The organism is Nostoc sp. 'Peltigera membranacea cyanobiont' 213 (assembly GCF_002245975.1).
Taxonomy (GTDB): Bacteria; Cyanobacteriota; Cyanobacteriia; order Cyanobacteriales; family Nostocaceae; genus Nostoc.
Map to the genome: position 1 here is coordinate 73971 of NZ_NOLI01000005.1, position 18559 is coordinate 92529.

Here is an 18559-nt window from a genome sequence, read left to right on the forward strand (position 1 = left end):
GATTGGAGTAACTAACTACGTGTCTACGCTCTCGAGTCTGGTCAAATTTGGGAATTTTCTCAGAGCGCCATTTTTTATAGACATACTTACCCTAAAATATATTCTTATTCAGCAAGAGCTAATCAGTAGGCTTCTCGATCTTAATCTTAAAAATATGGATTTATTAATTATCTTGGCTGAAGTCAGTCTTGTAATCTTCGTTTTCCTTTTAGCGAACTGGCTTCTAAACAACGTCTTCAAGCAAATTAAGAAAAACTCCCTAACTAGAGGCGAGGGAAGAACTATCAAAATTCTGCATCGAAATATTAATGCGTTTTTAATACTCACTTGTTTGCTAATCTGTATTCTGATTATAGGTGCTAATGGTTTTCTACTTTATCGAGGCGAAAAAATACAACAATATACACTCTTATTAATTGAGCGTATCCCATCAGCATTTTGGGTAACTTTAGGAATTGGTAGTGCTCAGAGCATTGGTATTTTGATTTTAGCGGCAATTATTCTGAAATTAGTAAGCTATTGCTTTCAGGTAGCTTGCATTCGAGCTAAAAATATTGAACAAAGTACTACCGACGATCAAAGTATTGATACTTTCTTTAACAACCTCAATAGTATTGTTACTGCTGGTATCTGGCTATGGGCTGTTATTTTGTGTACCAAGTTTCTCAAGGTACCAGTAGTAGTATCTGAATATCTGTATATACTACTGCGGATCTATCTAATCGTTGCTATTGGGTTACTTATACCTAAAGCAATTACTGCTATTGTTGATAGCCTAGATGCTTTAAGTATAAGATATTCTAGTCCTGATAACATTTTAAGATTTTACGATCGCCTACGACACCTAATCCCTTTTTTGAAGCGGTGTCTAGAATTTGTGATTTATATCTGCGTAGCGACATTAGCGATCCAGCAAGTTCAATTCATCGCCTATATTGCAGTTTTCGGGCCTAGAATCGTTAAGATAATCGGAATTATATTCATCAGTCGTGTTTTGTTTGAGGTCATTTACTTACTTATTGAAGAGGTATTATTCAAAGACGGAAATTTCGGCGACATTCAAACAAGCAGACGTCTTACCCTCGTTCCTCTCATTCGTAGTTTTTTACAATACTTAGTTTATTTTGGTGTTATTGTTTCCATCCTTTATACCCTCGATATCAATCCCGCTCCCATACTCGCTGGTGCAGGTATTCTAGGTGTCGCTATAGGTTTTGGGGCGCAGACATTAATTAACGATATAGTCTGCGGCTTTTTTATTCTGTTTGAAAATTATTACTTAGTCGGTGATTATATCCAGGCTGGGAAAGCGGAAGACAAACTTGTAGAGGGGTTTGTAGAAACTATTGAATTGAGAACAACTCGTGTCAGACACCCAAATGGTCAATTACAAATTATTCGTAATGGCGATATTGGCTCAATCACCAACTACTCTAAACAGTATATTTTTGCAGTGGTGGAAATTAGCGTGCCTTATGAATGTAATTTAGCTCATGTCTACAAAGTGATTGAAGAAGTAGGAGAACAGTTAAAAGAAAATGATCTTGCTGTACTTGAACCTACGTTGGTAGATGGAGTAGAGAGCATCGGAGAGTCAAATTTATTGCTACGGACGTTAACGAAAGTAAAACCAGGAAAGCATCTTCAAATACAGCGCGTTCTCAGGAAAATTTTTACTGATGCTTTCATGCGAGAAGGAATTACGATTCCTCTACGTGTTGAAAATAGCGAATCTTAGAATTAAGGTAAGTTTTTGTAAACTTGTAATAATGATAGGATGTCGAATATGAGTTGCTTGTAGCTTTAGAGTTGATGTTTCAAAGACAACAACTCTAGTACATCAGCCCTCTTTATTCATAGTCTTTTTTTAGCGAAGGTATTGTAAAAATGGCGAAAGAAATAGAGCGGAAATATTTAGTTAGAGGAGATAGTTGGAGAGGATTAGCCGAGGGTAGTGTATATCGTCAAGGATACATTGCCACACAAGACAAAACAACTGTACGTATACGTATAGCAGGTGAAAAAAGTTATTTGACCATTAAGGGCCCCAGTATCAAATATTCGAGATTAGAGTTTGAGTATTCTATTCCTGTGAAAGATGCTCAAGAAATACTTGAGACATTATGTGAACGTCCCTTTATAGAAAAAGTCAGATATAAAATCGAGTTTGGTGGTTTGATTTGGGAAATAGATGAGTTTGACGGTGTTAACAAAGGATTAATATTAGCAGAAGTTGAACTCAATGATGAAAATCAACAAATTGAACTACCAAACTGGATTGGACAAGAAGTTTCTGATGACTCCAGATATTTTAACAGCAATTTAGTAAAACACCCTTTTTCACAATGGTAATGGACTTCTAAATAAATAGGACTTACGCAAGAACTCTCTGAAACTCTTATTTCTCCGTGTCCTCTGCGTCCTTTGTGGTTCGATTTTCCGTTACCTGTAAGTCCTGATAAAAAATACCCCACAAGATTGGGTAATTTATTTGTTGGAAGTCCCCAATGGTGAAAAAATTGGGAATATCCCAATTTTGTAAAAAGACCTAACGTATATAATTCTGTCAGCACTGAACTATGTCCGCTATCTAATTAGAGGGATCTAAAACTTTTGATGCCGACAAGCGAACTTTTCAAATATCCTCTAATCTCGACTTTATCCATTTTTTGGCAACGCCCCTGATATTACATAGACTTCATACGGGTGGTTTAATTCGCTGGGGATTCATCCTAATTTCATTTCTGGCTGCCAAACTAATAAGTAAATATAGAACTAGGAAACTTATTAGGTGAGACTTATGCAACTGCTATCTTTGAGGAATGGCTTTTTAGTGTTAACCTTTAGTGCGATCGCTTCAGCCGGTGGGTTAATCACAGGCTGTACTAGTACTGCTTCCCAGAACCAAAGCCAAGCACCAAAGGCAACTACCACCACCAATGCTAACGACAAGCAGATGATGAATCACGGTGGTGGCATGATGAATCACAGTATGGGAATGGATTTAGGCCCAGCCGATGCTAATTTTGATTTACGATTTATCGACGCTATGATCCCGCACCATCAAGGGGCTGTGGAAATGGCTAAAGAAGCGCAGGTGAAATCAAAACGTCCTGAAATCAAAAAGCTAGGAGACAATATCATCAAATCGCAAAACCAAGAAATCACTCAGATGAAGCAGTGGCGACAAGCTTGGTATCCCAAGGCGGGAGATAAACCAATGGCTTACAACAGCCAAATGGGCCATCCGATGGAGATGTCGTCCGATCAAATGAAAGGCATGATGATGAGTCAGGATTTAGGTGCAGCTGATGCTGAATTTGATCTGCGCTTTATCAATGCGATGATTCCTCACCATGAAGGGGCTGTAAAAATGGGGCAAGATGCTTTAAGTAAGTCTAAGCGCCCTGAAATCAAGAAATTAGCTCAAGAAATTGTTAAAGCCCAAGAGATAGAGATTAAAGAAATGCAACAGTGGCGAAAAGCTTGGTACAAGAAGTAAACGAACCACAGAGACGCAGAGAACACAGAGAGAAGAAATAGAGAGGATATTTTCTTGGTTGGAAGTCCTTAAGGCTATTGTCTAGTGGTCTGTCAATTTTCTATTTGTGGATAAAGACGCTTGAGACGGATGCGGGCATCCTCTGTTGTGAACTGCCAATCTACGGAATGAGTGCGAATGATTACGCTGAATGTACCAAGCCGTTGTTTCTTGTTCTAAAGTTTCGCGATCGGGAATCCGAGGAATTTGCAGCGATCGCATTTTCTGCCAAAGTCACACTAACATCTGCAATCCGAGTCGAGCAACCTTTAAATATTGTCGGTGATTCCGATCGACTTTATCGTCTGGTTTCTAATTTAATTATCAATGCAATTCAATACACGCCACAATTTGGAAAGGTGACTGTTGTCTTAGAACGCGGTGAAAATTGTGCTGTTATTCAGGTTCAAGATACAGGTATTGGCATTCCCTACCAGGAACTGACTCGGATTTTTGATCGCTTTTACCGGGTAAATAGCGATCGCTCCCGTAAAACTGGCGGTTCTGGATTAGGATTAGCGATCGCTAAGGCAATTATTAAGTCACACCAAGGTAGTTCTTGTTGTTCTACCAAAAGAGCATTCCACCGTTCTAGTTGAATCCAGGAAGCATCTGGAGAGCGTTCTGCACCTGTTGATAGCTTAAACCCGGTACTAGAGCTAAAAGTTATACCTGTACCATTTTGTTCTGACCAAACCCACAACGGCCCAGATATATTACCTGCTCGGTTTCCTGTCTCAGAACCAGTAGGAGGCATAATTAGCAATTCTCCAAATTTATTGCGCTCAATGCGTAAGTCACGATTCACTTGACAGAATTCAAAAAATTGTTCGTCTGTCATTTGCATTGATGATGGAATTTGCAAAACCAAAGGAGATGAGAACATCGGGGTTTCCTCCAGCTTCAGATGCCTAGCCTACTGACTATATTCTCACGCAAAAAACAAAGACGCAAAATTATATCTTTGCGCCTTTGCTTTATTATCCGAAATCATTTTCAGATTTACTTGTTAGGCTGAGGAGTCATCCGCAGATATGGTTTTATTTCCTCGTAACCTTTGGGGAATTTCTCTTTGAGTACTTCTGGATCTTTGAGTGAGGGGACAATTACAACATCCTCTCCATCTTTCCAGTCAGCTGGTGTCGCCACGCTGTAATTATCAGTCAATTGCAGAGAATCAATCACCCGCAAAAGTTCGTCAAAATTGCGTCCCGTGCTGGGAGGATACGTGAAACTCAGACGGAGTTTCTTATTGGGGTCAATTACAAAAACCGAGCGCACTGTCACAGCCGCATTAGCATTGGGGTGGATCATGTCGTAAAGGTCAGCAACCTTGCGATCTGCATCCGCCAAAATTGGGTAATTAAGGGTGGTGCTTTGAGTTTCTTCAATATCTCCCACCCAGCCTTTGTGAGATTCTACGTCATCAACGCTGAGTGCGATCGCTTTGACATTACGCTTGTCAAATTCTGGTTTTAGCTTGGCAACTGTGCCGAGTTCTGTTGTACAAACAGGTGTAAAATCAGCAGGGTGAGAGAACAGCACAACCCAGCTGTCACCTGCCCATTGATAAAAATCGATGTCGCCGTGTGTTGAGGCTTGCGTAAAGTTGGGTACTGTGTCACCTAGACGGAGAGCCATGTGAGATTCCCTGTAGTTAGAAAGGCATATATATTCTAGTATGCCATCATGACATAAAACCCCGATTTCCCAATCGGACTTTAGCAGTTTGAAACAAAATTTTAGGTTGTCAGCGCTCTCAGATAAAGGACGAAAGACAGATAAAAACTATTGACTAAAATACACATATATGCTCTTAGTTAATATGTTTTCCCTATAGGTTTTTCCTTACATAGAGGATTGCCAATATCAGGGCGATAGCTGACTACAAGCTATTGCAAGTCTAGCCTGATTGAGTTGCAACATTTCCACATTATTATTGCAGAATTATGATAAACTTTGTCCGCCATAAATACAATATTTTGAGAAGTTTCTAAGTTGCTTGCTGAAAAGCTTGGGCAATAGCATTGCGGGCAAGTTTAGGTTGCAAGTTCCGATCGTAGGGAAGCGGACGCAAAAATTGCTGGCGACTTCGATCGGTTTTAAATTTTCCTGGCATGTAATTGAGATCGCGTATCCAGCTATAACGATCGGTAATCCCCCATGTAATTAGAGTATCAACATTAGCCGCAAAGCATAAATCGAGATATCGCGTGTAACTGTCAGCTACCATCCGGTCTAACTCTTGGATAGTGTTGGGTAATGGGAAATCAATGATAATATCTAATTCCGTAATTACTGGTTTCACTTGAAGATCGTTAAGTCTTTTTAAGACAGAACTAAATCCTTTAGCATCAAAAGGGTATGCAGTAGAAAACCATAGATGCGATTCTATACCTGCGCCGTCGATTTTAGCTCCATTATTCTTTAAGTATTCGATCAACGCTAACCATCGGTCTGCTCTCCATGAAGCGCCTTCCATACTACTCTCGTTTAGGTAAAATAGCTTATTACTATCAACTGAAGCCGCAAATTTAAACAATTCCAGAATATATTCCGGTGTTAATCCTGGAAGTAAACCATAGATAGCATCATTGGTTTGATTTGGATTAGCAGCGATAATTTCATTAGTAATATCCCAAGACTTTAAAACGGGGCTATTCTTATAATGTCCCATGACCCCAGTAACATGTTCTTGCAGTTGTTGCATTGTGGGGGGAAAAGAAACCCAGCTAGGTAATGCCTGATTCCAAAGAAGAGTATGACCGTGCTATTGCAAAGGCTATCTACCCCGGTCATCAAGGCGGTGGAATCTTAGCAACAATTTTATTAGGAATTATCGGTGCTTTTATTGGTGGTAGTTTGGGTGTATTTTTCAGTACAGGAACCTTGGCATTAGCTGCCCCCACTTTAAGCATTCCCGGTATTGCAGTAGCGGTTCTTGGCGCAATTGTCGCTGTTTTCTTGTGGAATGCGTTAACTAGCCGCAGTGCTTTGTAAGAAATTAAATTTGAATTAATTAATAGTAAAAATCAGGGAACTCATTTGACTATATTTTATCCCTGAATTGAAATAAAACAATAGCGCTTACCTATATTTAGGTAGGCGCTATTATTTGCAGTAACGTTTACAAGTTGCTAAACACTCACAAAAGAAACTTCCGTTCAAACTCTTGAATCGCCCTTGTCTCCTCCCACTTTTAAGAGCATGAATGGTAAAGCTTGGTAATCTCCAGTGGTGATAGAAATTCCTGTAAGTTTGGATTGCAAGCAACACCGAACTGAAGTGCCGCATTAATTATTTTTTAGCCTGTTTTTTTGTTTAAATAACTATTTTTATCTGCTTCATCTTCAAGCAGGATGGTGTTCAGAAGATTCAATTCGCTGGATGCCATAAAATAGCGATCGCTAAAAACTGTTTCTAGTTGTGTAAAAATCCGTCTACCTGCCACAGCTACCCAAGGAAATGTTCGATAGTGAGGTACTACGGGTATGATTAAGCCTTGAGGAGTTAGAGAGCGTCCTAGCGCACTTCTCCAAGCTTGCGGATCTTGTAATACCTGTTGGCGCATATCATCTTCTGATTGTTCATCCCAGAAATGGGGATAGTCTAGAGGTAAGCCAATAACTATGTTTTTAGTTTTTAATGCTTGACGTGTCGAAGATTCAATAACAAATCCCTCTTGTTCTCGACTCAATAGTTTATACAGTTCGTTGGCAGGACGTTTGAGTTTTGAGGGAAATTTGAACTTCTTGCTTTCGGCAATTTCTTTTAACGATCCTAAAAGACGACTGCTATTTTGTTTAACATCAGCTTTCCATGCTTCAAAGCTAAATATTTCTTCAGTTTGGCGATCGCTCCAATCTTCTATCCAGAAAGGGCCGATACAAGTTAGATTATCCGGTATCTGTAGCTCGTCGTTATCTAAAGATGGTAACAATCGGCTCGAAATTCTAGAAACAGTTTTGACCAAAGCTTGTAAAGTTTGATAATTTGCATAGGACTTAGCATTTCTCTCTAATGATTGACCTCTCAAGTCAAAATGTTTAAAGATGTTTCCAGTTAACAGCTCCGCTTTTTTCACAATTGCTTTTGCTTCTTGAGGATGACTATCGCTGATAAAAATTTTGGCTTCACGCAAGAAATCTAAGACATCATCAGACATTAAACGCAGCAATTCCTCATCGCCAACAGAGCCAACTGGGACAAATGCAATTCGGTTTTTATTAAGTCCGGCATCACCTTTGATGCGGGTGTGAATTGTAGAGCGCAACATTACCAGCAAAGTCAATAAATCGCTGGATTGACGCAACCATAGTCTTTTAGGATCAATATCCTCTCTTTCAATGATGAAATCATTGATTAGCATAACTAAGCGTCTATCTTTGTTATCTCCAGAAACTTCCATTCCGGTTTCTGGATCTGTATACATTCCTCTACCCCGATAAATTAATTGCGCGACTTCCATTAAAGCGGCTTCGATATTAAATCGGGGAATTGCAGCTACGATGCAATCTGTTTTCGGGAAAGAAACACCTCTTGCGCCTGAAGAAGTCATGAGAAAAACTCGAACTTCATCCCGTCGTGGCGGCTTGACTAATTGCAATCGCCGATCGGGTGATACACTTTGATCCAGAACCTCCACCTGTTCTCTGTTTACCAGAGCTTCTTTACCAGTGGTTAATTTTTCCTGCAACTGACGTAGAAAAGCTTTATCCTGAGCAAAGAAAATTAACTGCTCTGCTCCCTGTTGTAACCCATCCTTGATTTCTAAGTAGGCATTAGTTAGCGATTCCTCTTCTGATTTTTCTCGAATTGCTTGTCTAATTGTCTGCTCTGTGCCGTCACTGTTTTGGCCTGGTTTAATGTGCGACAGCCTAATACTGTAATCAATACTGAGTTGACTGGCGGGATAACTATTTGTCATGACGTGTAGCGTTGGGTGTCTTTTGGGGCCAATTTTTGTATGAGTACCTGTCACCCGAAACGGCGCTTCACCTCGACTTTGACTAATTAGTACTTTATCAGGAGCGCGATCGCCTGAGTTCAAAAAGCTATCCAACACAACTTCATTGCTGAGTGAGGCATCAGCAAGAATCAGCACAATTTTAAACGGAGATTGATTTGTATCAAACGGTTTAATAAATTGCTGTTCCAACCATTCTGCTAACTTACGGACAAAGGGCGCTCCTGCACCATCACCAGTAAGTTCATCTACCATGACAACTATAGTGGGAATTCGCCCTGCAAATGCTGAACGTTCCTTTTTTCCAGGCTTAGTATCAGCTTTTTTTGCAAACAAATTATTGAAGGCATTAACTGTGGTTGATTGATCGTTAAGCGTCCGATAACCTTGGATAGCAGCAGTCATCACCAGTTGATTAACCTTGGGATTGGCTTCGAGCAATTTTCGGGCTGACTTTGCTATGGTACCCAATACACCAGGACTGTAAAGAGATTCTACGCTGTAATCCCTTTCGTTAAGACGGCGTTTAAATCGAGTCGAGCCGACTATATTGCAATCAATGTCATGTTCTTGTTCTGGATTGAGAAAGAAGATATTGCTATCAGGAAGTGTGAGTTTTTCAATACCATCGACAACAACGGCACTGTCGATACAGCGATCTGGAAAGTTGTTTTCCTGAACCTGTTTTTTATACCATTCGGGAGCCGCAACAATCAAATTTTTATTGCTGGTGATGGTTAATATGCCAGTCGGATGATTGTTTTCTCTAGCAAGTTTGTCGGTAACATCTCGATTAATTACAACTCGCGGACTGAGATACAAAAATAAGAAACCTTGAGTCTGCTGTTTGAGAAATTTCATCACAGCAGTGGTTTTACCAATACCCGGATTTCCTTCCAAAGCTAGGACGTTAATTTTACCGACTTGAGCAGAAGTTATACCAGCAAATACTGCTGCCTCGTGTACTTGTCGCAGAGGAATTGTTGCCTTATCTGGATTGATTTCATTGACAAAATTAGCTATTTGTGTAATTGGATTGCTTCCAAAAAACTGATGTAATGCCTCGTTGTCTTCAATAGATGCGATCGCCTCAGCTTTGCTAATTTCACTCATTGGATTGTAAAAATCCGTCACATTCTCCTGAAAGAGAAAGTGAGAGTATTGTCCTAGAGTTGGTTTTTCAGCTAGATGTTGTGCTTGTTCTTTAAAAGCAGACGGTAGCGATCGCACTAGCTTTGTGAACACCAAACGAATTTCTGCATCTAGATCGAGTGGCACATCATCATCTGAATGTTTAGCCTGGCAATATGCTTTTCCCAATGATTGCATTAACTTGGCTCTAGTATCTGGTTCAGGTTCCACACTAGGGTGTTGACTTTGAGAGCTTGAGAATGGTAGCTTCTCATGCAAGAACTATGTAGCGTGTAAAAGTCAATGCAAGAGTTTAAAAGCCCAAGCACCAGATTGGCAAGGCTATTTCACAGGGGTCGAGACAAGCGACTGCATGATACTGCTTATTTTCCTCAGACGATCAAGAAGAAGGATTAGCTATTTCAGATATTGATTATCTAATCAAAAGGGCAGATTATCAAAGTCATCAGGGATAGATTTAAGATAATTCAAGAATTGAGTTAATTCCTCCAAACTTAACTGTTGGCGGGATATCTTATTAAAAGTTTGCTGCAAATACTTACGTCCTTGATCTATATCCCAACCTATTCGCTCTATTTCCTTATCTGTTTGAGCAATTAAATCACTTTGTTGACTTGCAAATTTCGGAAAATCTATCACACCCGCAATGAGTTTCCAGCAAGGAGGTTCACCTTCCCAATTATCATGTGCCCAAGGCATACCCAAGCTAACTGTCACTAAATAATCATTTGTGATTTGGTATCCCGTTTCTAGTTTTTCAATAAATATAGGATCAGTAATTTTAGCATCTGTTAACTTTTGACCAGAAGCAGTTTCTAGCGAACCTTTCCACTGCTTAATTCCTTGAGACTGTACAGACAAATTGACAACATGAAGCAGTTGTAGTGTACGTCTTTGCCGAAACGGTAGAGATTGGAGTTCAGACACATTGACATATTTCTTCCGATTATGAAGAATATAAGGATAGTTTCCACAATATTGAAATACATCAGTCGGTTTAGCTTTGCCTAATAGTCTCCATTCTCCTGATAGTATGGTTAAATTCTCACTTTCAAAGTCAAAGTTATTACCTTCATCCGCTAAAGGTATTTCTAGAATGTCTAATAATTCTGGTTCTCTCCTTTCCACAAGTCGAACGTCTCTTGGGACTCGACCATCATCAGAATAACCGTCACGAATACATACTGGACGAATCCAATTACCAGTATCCAAATCAATGCCAGCAATGCAACGCTCGCCATTTTTCTTAGAATTGGCAAGACAAACAATTTTCTTCAAAGATGGCATATTTTGACATTTCCCCACTTGCCATTTAAATATTCTGCTACTAAGCGACGATGACATTGATGGGGTTTAGCTTCACTACATAAAAGACATCCACCATCTAATATTTCTGGTTTAAATTTCTTCTCAATTTCTCGTTCAGCTATCAACCTAAGAAACTTCTGTTCATAAACTGCCCAATCACCTTTATTTTTCTTATACTCGTCTAAAATCTCTTTTGTAGGTGCTAGTTCAATAATGTGAGTATATTCAATATTGCCAATTTTTTGCAGAAAGTATTCTAAATCTGACTTTTTGGTAAATCCCGCTAATTGAGAGACATTATTCAGTCGTGTATCTATAACTCGCTTGACCCCAGATTTAACGAGAGTTTCAAAGAATTTTTGGGCGGTTTTTTGCGTAAAACCGATTGTGAATAAGTTAATGGAATTATTCATGTTCACTTCCTCTTTTTTCTACATAGGCAATTTCATCACCTTGTAACCTGTAGGCTTCTTGGATAGATTCCTCTTTTGATAGCAAATTATCGGGCTGATTATTAGATGGAATATCACCAAAAAGAGATAACTGAACTGAAGCTGGTACAAGAGCTAATTTTTTTAACCCATGTTTAGCTAATAATCTGTCTTCAAGCTTATGATGTGATTCTAAATCTCCATTACTTTTAATATGATTAATTGCCAAATTATGCTCACCTCGCAAATGTTGACAAACTAAAATCGCCCGATGGCAAACAATCGGATCTTTTTCTGCACACATCAGGGCAATATTATAACGTTTGACACCTCTGAGTACACGTTTAATCCCCTTGCTGAATAACTCAGTAGCAGCAATCTTTTCATATACAGCTTTACCATCAACATAACACTCTGGATTTTCTGGTCTAGCCCCTAGTTCTTGCCCTAAAAATTCATAATGAATATTTGCACTTGAGAGGGAATCTTTAAGGATTGAACGGTTAAAGTGGGGTAAGTAACGGCTATAGGGGTGCGATCGCACATCAGCCAGAGCAGTTACATCATGGTTTTGCAAAAGCTCGATAAAAGCTTGAATGCTGTGATTTGAGTGACCAATAGTGAATAGTTCCATAACATAACACCAATTGCGGATGTAATTATCAATAGTATAGCTTTTCTTATCTTTTCCAATTCAACCACCCATAAGTATCATCGTCATAATATTTTTGAATAAGTCCACCACCTTAAACAGTGTTCAAAGCCTCATTCAATTTAGGTTATGTAAATAGCCAATACATAATTATAATATTCAGGTTATCAATTATTTTTTCATTGCCAAGACTTTAGCTTATTCTGATTCATAATAAAATTTTAAGGATTTAAGCCAGCGCGTTGAAAGATTGCGTGAGGGGTAATTTCCAATTCTGGTAGTAAATCATCAGTAATTATTTGATGAGAACGATAAGTAATCGGTAAGGAAGATGGCGCAAATACAGTTACAGTTCTAGCTTTTGTATCAACCACCCAAACACGAGAAACGCCAGCTTTCAGATAATCAGTCGCTTTTTCGGCAATTTCACCAAAAGTTTGACCAGGTGAAATGATTTCGATGACTAATTCAGGTGCGACAGGACAAGCTTCATCTAATAGCCAATCAGCAGGAAGACGGTTATGAGAAATATAGGTCAGATCGGCTACAGGCATCCAATCTTGTTGATTTCGTGTTAGTTTAATTGCCCATTCAATCACAACCCGACCTTTTGTTTGTGCCCATGCAGACAATAGTATAAATAAAGCACCAGTAGTCGAGCCATGAAAAAATTTTGGTGACATTTGATTATCTTTATACTTGGGTACAGCTTCACCGTTAACAAACTCGTATGTAATATCTCCTTCGGGAAGTGCGAGAAATTCTTCTAGGGTTAGGCGTTGATTAGAAGACTGAACCATAGGTGTTATGTGGGTAAAAGATGCTTACTTTTAGTTTAGGCGATCGCAAATATTAGAGACTAAGCCTACTGAATCCTTATTTCCAGCATCTTCGACAGTGCTAACTGTGGGGGATGTAAGCATATAAATTACACGAGTCAATATTATTCCTCATAGTCTTGAAGTAAAGCAAGGCTTATGCAAAACTTGAGATCCTTCGCTTCTAGCCTACTTTTAAGGAATCGATCAATGGCGCGTCTAGCCCTGCTGAGTGTATCTAACAAAACTGGTATAATTGACCTAGCCCGTAGCTTGGTTGAAGAATTCGACTTTGATTTAATCAGCAGTGGGGGAACAGCCCAAGCACTCAAAGATGCGGGACTCCCTGTTACTAAGGTTGCAGATTACACAGGTTCACCAGAGATTTTAGGTGGCCGAGTCAAAACTCTACATCCCCGAATTCACGGCGGAATTTTGGCGCGGCGAGATGTCGCGCAAGATATTACAGATTTAGAAAATAACCAAATTCGCCCGATTGATTTAGTGGTGGTGAATCTATATCCCTTTGAGGAAACGATCGCTAAACCAGGGGTAACATTATTAGAAGCTGTTGAACAAATTGATATCGGTGGCCCAGCAATGCTACGCGCCTCATCAAAAAACTTCGCCCATCTCGCTGTATTATGCGATCCGGCACAGTATGACGAGTATTTGCAGGAATTGCGCCAAAACAACGGCGTGGCATCCCTAGAGTTTCGCCAAAAGGCGGCTTTAAAAGGATTTTCGCACACTGCTAGTTACGATCGCGCGATCGCATCTTACCTCACAGAAGCACAGCAGTACACCCTTAGCGGTACACAATTACAATCTCTGCGTTACGGTGAGAATCCCCATCAACCCGCCGTCTGGTATCAAACTGGTACTACTCCAACGGGATGGGCAGCCGCTACAAAACTGCAAGGCAAAGAACTTAGTTACAATAACTTAGTTGATTTAGAAGCCGCACGCCGAATTATTGCGGAATTCACTGATACCCCAGCAGCAACGATTATCAAACATACAAACCCCTGTGGTACGGCGCTGGGAAGCACGATTGCAGAAGCATACCAAAAAGCTTTCAATGCTGATTCTACCTCTGCCTTTGGGGGGATTGTCGCACTCAACCGTCCGATTGATGCGGCTACAGCTAGCGAGTTAACTAAAACATTTTTAGAATGTGTGGTTGCACCAAGTTGTGATACCGAAGCTCAAGAAATCCTGGCTAAGAAATCTAACGTGCGAGTTTTGACTCTAGCTGATTTGAGCAGTGGGACTAAGGATACCGTAAAAGCGATCGCAGGTGGTTTCCTTGTCCAAGCTAGCGATGACATCATTGCTGATACTAGTCAATGGCAAGTTGTTACCGAACGTCAACCCACCGACAGCGAATTAGCCGAATTGCTGTTTGCATGGAAAGTTTGCAAACACGTTAAATCTAATGCCATTGTTGTGACAAGCGATCGCACTACACTAGGAGTAGGTGCTGGTCAAATGAACCGCGTCGGCTCAGTAAAAATTGCTCTAGAACAAGCTGGAGAAAAAGCCCAAGGTGCAACTCTCGCCAGTGATGGATTCTTCCCCTTTGATGATTCAGTCAAAACAGCCGCAGCCGCAGGAATTACAGCCATTGTCCAACCAGGGGGAAGTTTGCGCGATAAAGATTCTATCATTGCTGCTAACGAACTGGGTTTAGTTATGGTTTTAACTGGTGTACGTCACTTTTTACACTAAGTCACTGCTGATATAGTGTGCAGTTAAGAAAGTGTCACACTATATACTTTCTTTATAATTGAACTAGTGATATCGTTTAATCGTGTGTGAGGAGCAAGTTGAAAATAAAAAGCGCCTGGGGTGGAAACACGGCAACACTCCCAAGCGCTTTTTAATTTTTCAGAAATGTAATTGCTGATGAAGTTTTGAAAATGTCACTCAATGTACTTGCCATTTGATAGAAGTAGTGATAGGGTCTAATCGTGTGTGAGGAGCAAGTTGAAAATAAAAAGCGCCTGGGGTGGAAACACGGCAACACTCCCAGGCGCTTTTTAATTTTTCAGAAATGTAATTGCTGATGAAGTTTTGAAAATGTCACTCAATGTACTTGCCATTTGATAGAAGTAGTGATAGGGTCTAATCGTGTGTGAGGAGCAAGTTGAAAATAAAAAGCGCCTGGGGTGGAAACACGGCAACACTCCCAGGCGCTTTTTAATTTTTCAGAAATGTGATTGCTGGTGAAGTTTTGAAAATGTTACTCAATGTACTTGCCATTTAATAGAAGTAGTGATATAGTCTAGTTGTGTGTGAGGAGCAAGTTGAGAATAAAAAATGCCTGGGGTGGAAACACGGCAACACTCCCAGGCATTTTTTAATTTGCGGATAAAAGTATAAAGAATTAGATTATTTAGTTCAGTTTTGAAAGTGTCACTCAATATACTCACCTTTTGATTGCAGCAGTGATAGTATCTATTTGTGTGAGGAGCAAGTTGAGAATAAAAAGCGCCTGGGGTGGAAACACGGCAACACTCCCAGGCGCTTTTTAATTCGGATGCAGGAAAAATTACTTGCAGATTTGCTGGAGTTATTGAGATAATTATCTACAGTCCAAAATCTAGTAAACTCCACCCGCAATCAAAACTATAAATTTAGGTGCAAATCAATCGGCTGACTCAACAAATTCAGTTCATTATCGAGATCGATCGATTGAAACAGGTGATGCGCCAAACCCTACTCATGGATGGGTCACGCCGGGAAAATAGTGCAGAGCATTCTTGGCATTTAGCTATAATGGCGATCGCATTAGCTGAATATGCCCCAGAGGGTGTTGATATATTCCATGCCATCAAAATGCTGCTAATTCACGATTTGGTAGAAATTGATGCAGGTGATACCTTTTGTTACGATGTGCAGGGTAACGACAGCAAAGCAGAAAGAGAAGCACAAGCAGCCTTGCGTTTATTCGGACTTTTGCCAGCAGATGGATGTAGGGAATTGCGTTTACTTTGGGATGAGTTTGAAACAGGAGAAACACTTACTGCTAAATTTGCCGCAGCCCTAGACCGGATACAGCCTTTACTGCACAATCAGCAAACTCAGGGTGGGACTTGGCTTATTCATGGCATTAGCCGCGACCAGGTGATGAAACGGGTAGCACCTGTAGAAAGTGGTGCGCCGGAACTTTGGCCCTTTGTCCTGCAATTGATTGATGATTGCGTCGCAGCAGGGTATTTAAAAGAGACTATTACACTCAAGAGTCAGGGTTGATATACCAAAATTTCTTCCCACTCAGATGAAGAAAGGGGTTGCAACTCTATCTGCACATCAAAATAATCACTAGCTGCGGCAACTAAAACTGCAATAATATTTTCCACACTCAAATTTTGAGGCAGTTGTCCAGTTGTAAAAGATTTTGCACCGAATACTTGAGCAAACAGTTCGGTATCAGGTTGCAAACGGATGGAACCATGTTGCAAAATTGTCCCACCACGTCGCAGTTGAGCGCTACCAATGATTTTAGTACCATCTGGCAAAACTAAATCTGCACTGGTTGCTGTACCAAAACAGTTAGGGTTGTGGATATAACCTCGCCCTTCTGTACCGTAACGTAATTCTACACCGAGCGATCGCCAGCCTTGAATTAAAAACTCACAAATTTTTTCGTACACCTGGAGGCGATTACCCGTAATTCCAGATGTGATTACAGCGTAAGTTAAATCACCTTGGTGTAACACCGCCCGTCCACCAGTCGGACGGCGCACCAAATCCAGTTTATCCCCTTGCCAAGTCAAATTTTGCCAATATTCAGGGTATTGGCGTTGATGATAACCAAGAGAAATGGCAGATGGCGACCAAGTATAAAAGCGTAGAGTTGACGGATGCTTTCCAGACTGGTGTTGTTCTAGTAACCATCGGTCAATCGCCATCTGCACATTGCCAGTCGCCTCTAGCAAAGGAATTAGTCGCCACACTTTAGAATTCAAGGGTTAGGAGACGCGATGAATCGCGTCTGTACAGGAGTTAGGAGAGAAGCGATTAGTCAAGTTGCACCAAATTCAGTTTGTAAAGCTTCATCGTTGTTATCTGCGATCGTTGCCACAATGGTAATCAGCCGAGATACTTCGCCAGGAGATAATTCCGCTAAGGTGCGTGTTGAAATCACAACCACTCGGTTCTCAATAATACCAAAACGCGCTTCAAAAGTGCTAGAGCAGTTCAACTCCAACAGATAACGCATCAATTTAGGTTCGTCTTTAGCAGGTAAATTTAGCACCGCAGACCAAACCGTTATGGTGTCTTCATCGGTTGTGCCGTTGAGTTGGACAAATACTTCCACACTTCCGTACTTAAACTTCCAGAGATAACCACCCTCTTGGGTACGGCTAACCATCGCACTATCATCTTGTTCTAAAGAGTCGATGACATTTTCAATTACTTCCAGATGGTTAACGCTTGTCGTCTCGGCGATTAACTCATTAACGGATTCGTTACTAGTTAGGGGTTCTTGGTAGCTTGTCATACAGATTTTTTTCTCGACATACTTGCTGTTTCATCTACACATACTTTATAACTTGTAGACGCAGTTAGTTTGAGCTTCCTTTTACAGATTCTCGATCTACTGTTGATTTCTGCAAGCTGCACACTCGTGACTTCCAGTAATGAGACAAGCTTTCCATATTCTGATACATTATATGCATAGCGAAAACCAAGCTAACAGAACCACGACAACTAAAGATATGGGGTTCTACTGAGAAATAGGTACATTGTGCCGCATCCTTGTAGTAGGTAAAATCTTTAAGATACTTGTTCAAAAGTCGCCGCAGGTGCGTCGGAGACTTTCAAAACGCCTGTGGAGAACCCATAAGACAAGCGAGCAATTTAGGCAGGGATCTATGAAGCAGGAATCGCATGACTAAAAGTCACGCGAGGTTCAAACTAGTAGTAGTATTGACCTAGAGCCTGGTGTAGACGTGGTTTCTAAACGCCTTTTTAACTGAAAAAAGCCTGCGTAGGCAGACTTTTTTCAGATGCCCGCAGACTTTAGTCTGTGGGCAGGTTCATATTTTTGTAGAAGATTTAAAGACTAATTTCAATCAACGTCTTTAACTGTTCTCTTCACTGCATTGCCTGCATCCTCAGCTGTGCGCTGAACATTTTTACCAGTATCCTCAGCCCCACGCTGAACATTTTTTGTTAAGTCTTCGGCAGCATTCTGGGTATTTCCCTTGAGATTTTCAAATCCGCGCTGAGTCCCTTTAACTAAACCTTCCCGGACTTCATCAGCTGAACTGCCGATATCTTCACCCAAGTTCTTCACTCTTTCACCAAGGGGTGTACCTTGTTGGAAATTTCGACCATATTGCTCTCGGCTGTCGATTCCCTTCTGCTCAATATTTTTTTGAGCATTTTTTACTAGTGCCTCAGCTTTATCATTTGCTGCCTTTTCATCTCTCGCTCTGGGATCTACATCACTAAAGTTATTGATTCCACCAGCCGGGGAGGAAAGAGGATAATCTTTTGTAGGATCGTATCGTTCGGTATTAGGTGCTTGAGAACCCATCTGTGGTGGCTGTGATGCTACTCCTGGAGCACCACAAGCTTGTGCAGTAAATAGAAATATTCCTACTAAAAGAACAGTTAAAACTTTCAAGGGACGAATGTTTTTCAGCCAATTCATTGCTTTTTTCATAGTTCTCACTC

At 40.5% G+C, this 18559-nt stretch carries 16 protein-coding genes and 2 pseudogenes; 7 read left to right on the forward strand and 11 right to left on the reverse strand.

Translation table 11 applies throughout. The annotated features are described in order from the left end of the window. Nucleotides 1–154: 154 nt before the first annotated feature. From CDG77_RS02565 to CDG77_RS02580, 4 genes and pseudogenes are all read left to right on the forward strand, one after another. On the forward strand, nt 155–1738 hold the full coding sequence (locus CDG77_RS02565) for a mechanosensitive ion channel family protein (RefSeq protein ID WP_094327738.1): 1584 nt from the start codon (nt 155–157) through the stop codon (nt 1736–1738). A 149-nt stretch (nt 1739–1887) separates the two neighbouring features. Then, nucleotides 1888–2352, forward strand: coding sequence for a CYTH domain-containing protein (locus tag CDG77_RS02570; RefSeq protein ID WP_094327739.1), 465 nt, complete (start codon nt 1888–1890; stop codon nt 2350–2352). 448 nt (nt 2353–2800) lie between these two features. Beyond that, nucleotides 2801–3502, forward strand: coding sequence for a DUF305 domain-containing protein (locus CDG77_RS02575; RefSeq protein ID WP_094327740.1), 702 nt, complete (start codon nt 2801–2803; stop codon nt 3500–3502). 239 nt (nt 3503–3741) lie between these two features. After that, nucleotides 3742–4140: pseudogene (locus tag CDG77_RS02580) on the forward strand (sensor histidine kinase); the annotation flags it as partial. Here the strand turns inward: CDG77_RS02580 and CDG77_RS02585 are convergent. The 3 genes and pseudogenes from CDG77_RS02585 to CDG77_RS02595 all read right to left on the reverse strand — a co-directional run. Further along, a pseudogene (locus tag CDG77_RS02585) lies at nt 4041–4427 on the reverse strand (Uma2 family endonuclease); the annotation flags it as partial. The pseudogenes CDG77_RS02580 and CDG77_RS02585 sit on opposite strands and share 100 nt — an antisense overlap. Nucleotides 4428–4543: 116 nt before the next feature. After that, the gene (locus tag CDG77_RS02590; protein ID WP_012412697.1) at nt 4544–5182 is read right to left on the reverse strand and encodes a peroxiredoxin; all 639 of its coding nucleotides are present in this window, start codon (nt 5180–5182) and stop codon (nt 4544–4546) included. Nucleotides 5183–5534: 352 nt separating this feature from the next. After that, nucleotides 5535–6251: an endo-1,4-beta-xylanase gene (locus CDG77_RS02595; protein ID WP_094327742.1), complete on the reverse strand. Its 717-nt coding sequence runs from the start codon at nt 6249–6251 to the stop codon at nt 5535–5537. Between the two features lie 29 nt (nt 6252–6280). Between CDG77_RS02595 and CDG77_RS02600 the strand changes: the two genes are divergently transcribed. Next, nucleotides 6281–6541: a GlsB/YeaQ/YmgE family stress response membrane protein gene (locus tag CDG77_RS02600; RefSeq protein WP_094327743.1), complete on the forward strand. Its 261-nt coding sequence runs from the start codon at nt 6281–6283 to the stop codon at nt 6539–6541. 304 nt (nt 6542–6845) lie between these two features. Here the strand turns inward: CDG77_RS02600 and CDG77_RS02605 are convergent, their stop codons facing one another. The 5 genes from CDG77_RS02605 to CDG77_RS02625 all read right to left on the reverse strand — a co-directional run bounded on the left by CDG77_RS02605 (nt 6846) and on the right by CDG77_RS02625 (nt 12850). Beyond that, nucleotides 6846–9869, reverse strand: coding sequence for a helicase-related protein (locus CDG77_RS02605; RefSeq protein ID WP_190233894.1), 3024 nt, complete (start codon nt 9867–9869; stop codon nt 6846–6848). A 210-nt stretch (nt 9870–10079) separates the two neighbouring features. Beyond that, on the reverse strand, nt 10080–10946 hold the full coding sequence (locus CDG77_RS02610; protein WP_094327744.1) for a dual OB domain-containing protein: 867 nt from the start codon (nt 10944–10946) through the stop codon (nt 10080–10082). After that, entirely contained in the window at nt 10934–11380 is a 447-nt protein-coding gene (locus CDG77_RS02615; protein ID WP_094327745.1) for a DUF488 domain-containing protein, read from the reverse strand. The genes CDG77_RS02610 and CDG77_RS02615 overlap by 13 nt, the downstream gene beginning before the upstream one ends. Further along, entirely contained in the window at nt 11373–12032 is a 660-nt protein-coding gene (locus CDG77_RS02620; RefSeq protein WP_094327746.1) for a DUF488 domain-containing protein, read from the reverse strand. Before CDG77_RS02620 ends, CDG77_RS02615 begins: the two co-directional genes overlap by 8 nt. Nucleotides 12033–12271: 239 nt before the next feature. Next, nucleotides 12272–12850, reverse strand: coding sequence for a Uma2 family endonuclease (locus tag CDG77_RS02625; protein ID WP_094327747.1), 579 nt, complete (start codon nt 12848–12850; stop codon nt 12272–12274). A gap of 228 nt (nt 12851–13078) precedes the next feature. Here CDG77_RS02625 and purH point away from each other — a divergent pair, with 228 nt between their 5' ends. Together purH and CDG77_RS02635 are read left to right on the forward strand one after the other, a co-directional pair. Further along, complete coding sequence (purH, locus tag CDG77_RS02630; protein WP_094327748.1) at nt 13079–14599, forward strand: bifunctional phosphoribosylaminoimidazolecarboxamide formyltransferase/IMP cyclohydrolase; 1521 nt, start codon at nt 13079–13081, stop codon at nt 14597–14599. Nucleotides 14600–15511: 912 nt separating this feature from the next. Next, nucleotides 15512–16126: an HD domain-containing protein gene (locus CDG77_RS02635; protein WP_094327749.1), complete on the forward strand. Its 615-nt coding sequence runs from the start codon at nt 15512–15514 to the stop codon at nt 16124–16126. On the opposite strand, the gene CDG77_RS02640 is transcribed toward CDG77_RS02635, so the two are convergent. The 3 genes from CDG77_RS02640 to CDG77_RS02650 form a co-directional block, all read right to left on the reverse strand. After that, the gene (locus CDG77_RS02640) at nt 16117–16785 is read right to left on the reverse strand and encodes a lipoate--protein ligase family protein (protein ID WP_094327778.1); all 669 of its coding nucleotides are present in this window, start codon (nt 16783–16785) and stop codon (nt 16117–16119) included. The genes CDG77_RS02635 and CDG77_RS02640 overlap by 10 nt on opposite strands. 113 nt (nt 16786–16898) lie before the next feature. Then, the gene (locus tag CDG77_RS02645) at nt 16899–17378 is read right to left on the reverse strand and encodes a YbjN domain-containing protein (protein ID WP_094327750.1); all 480 of its coding nucleotides are present in this window, start codon (nt 17376–17378) and stop codon (nt 16899–16901) included. A gap of 570 nt (nt 17379–17948) precedes the next feature. Next, entirely contained in the window at nt 17949–18548 is a 600-nt protein-coding gene (locus CDG77_RS02650) for a hypothetical protein (protein ID WP_094327751.1), read from the reverse strand. Nucleotides 18549–18559 lie beyond the last annotated feature (11 nt).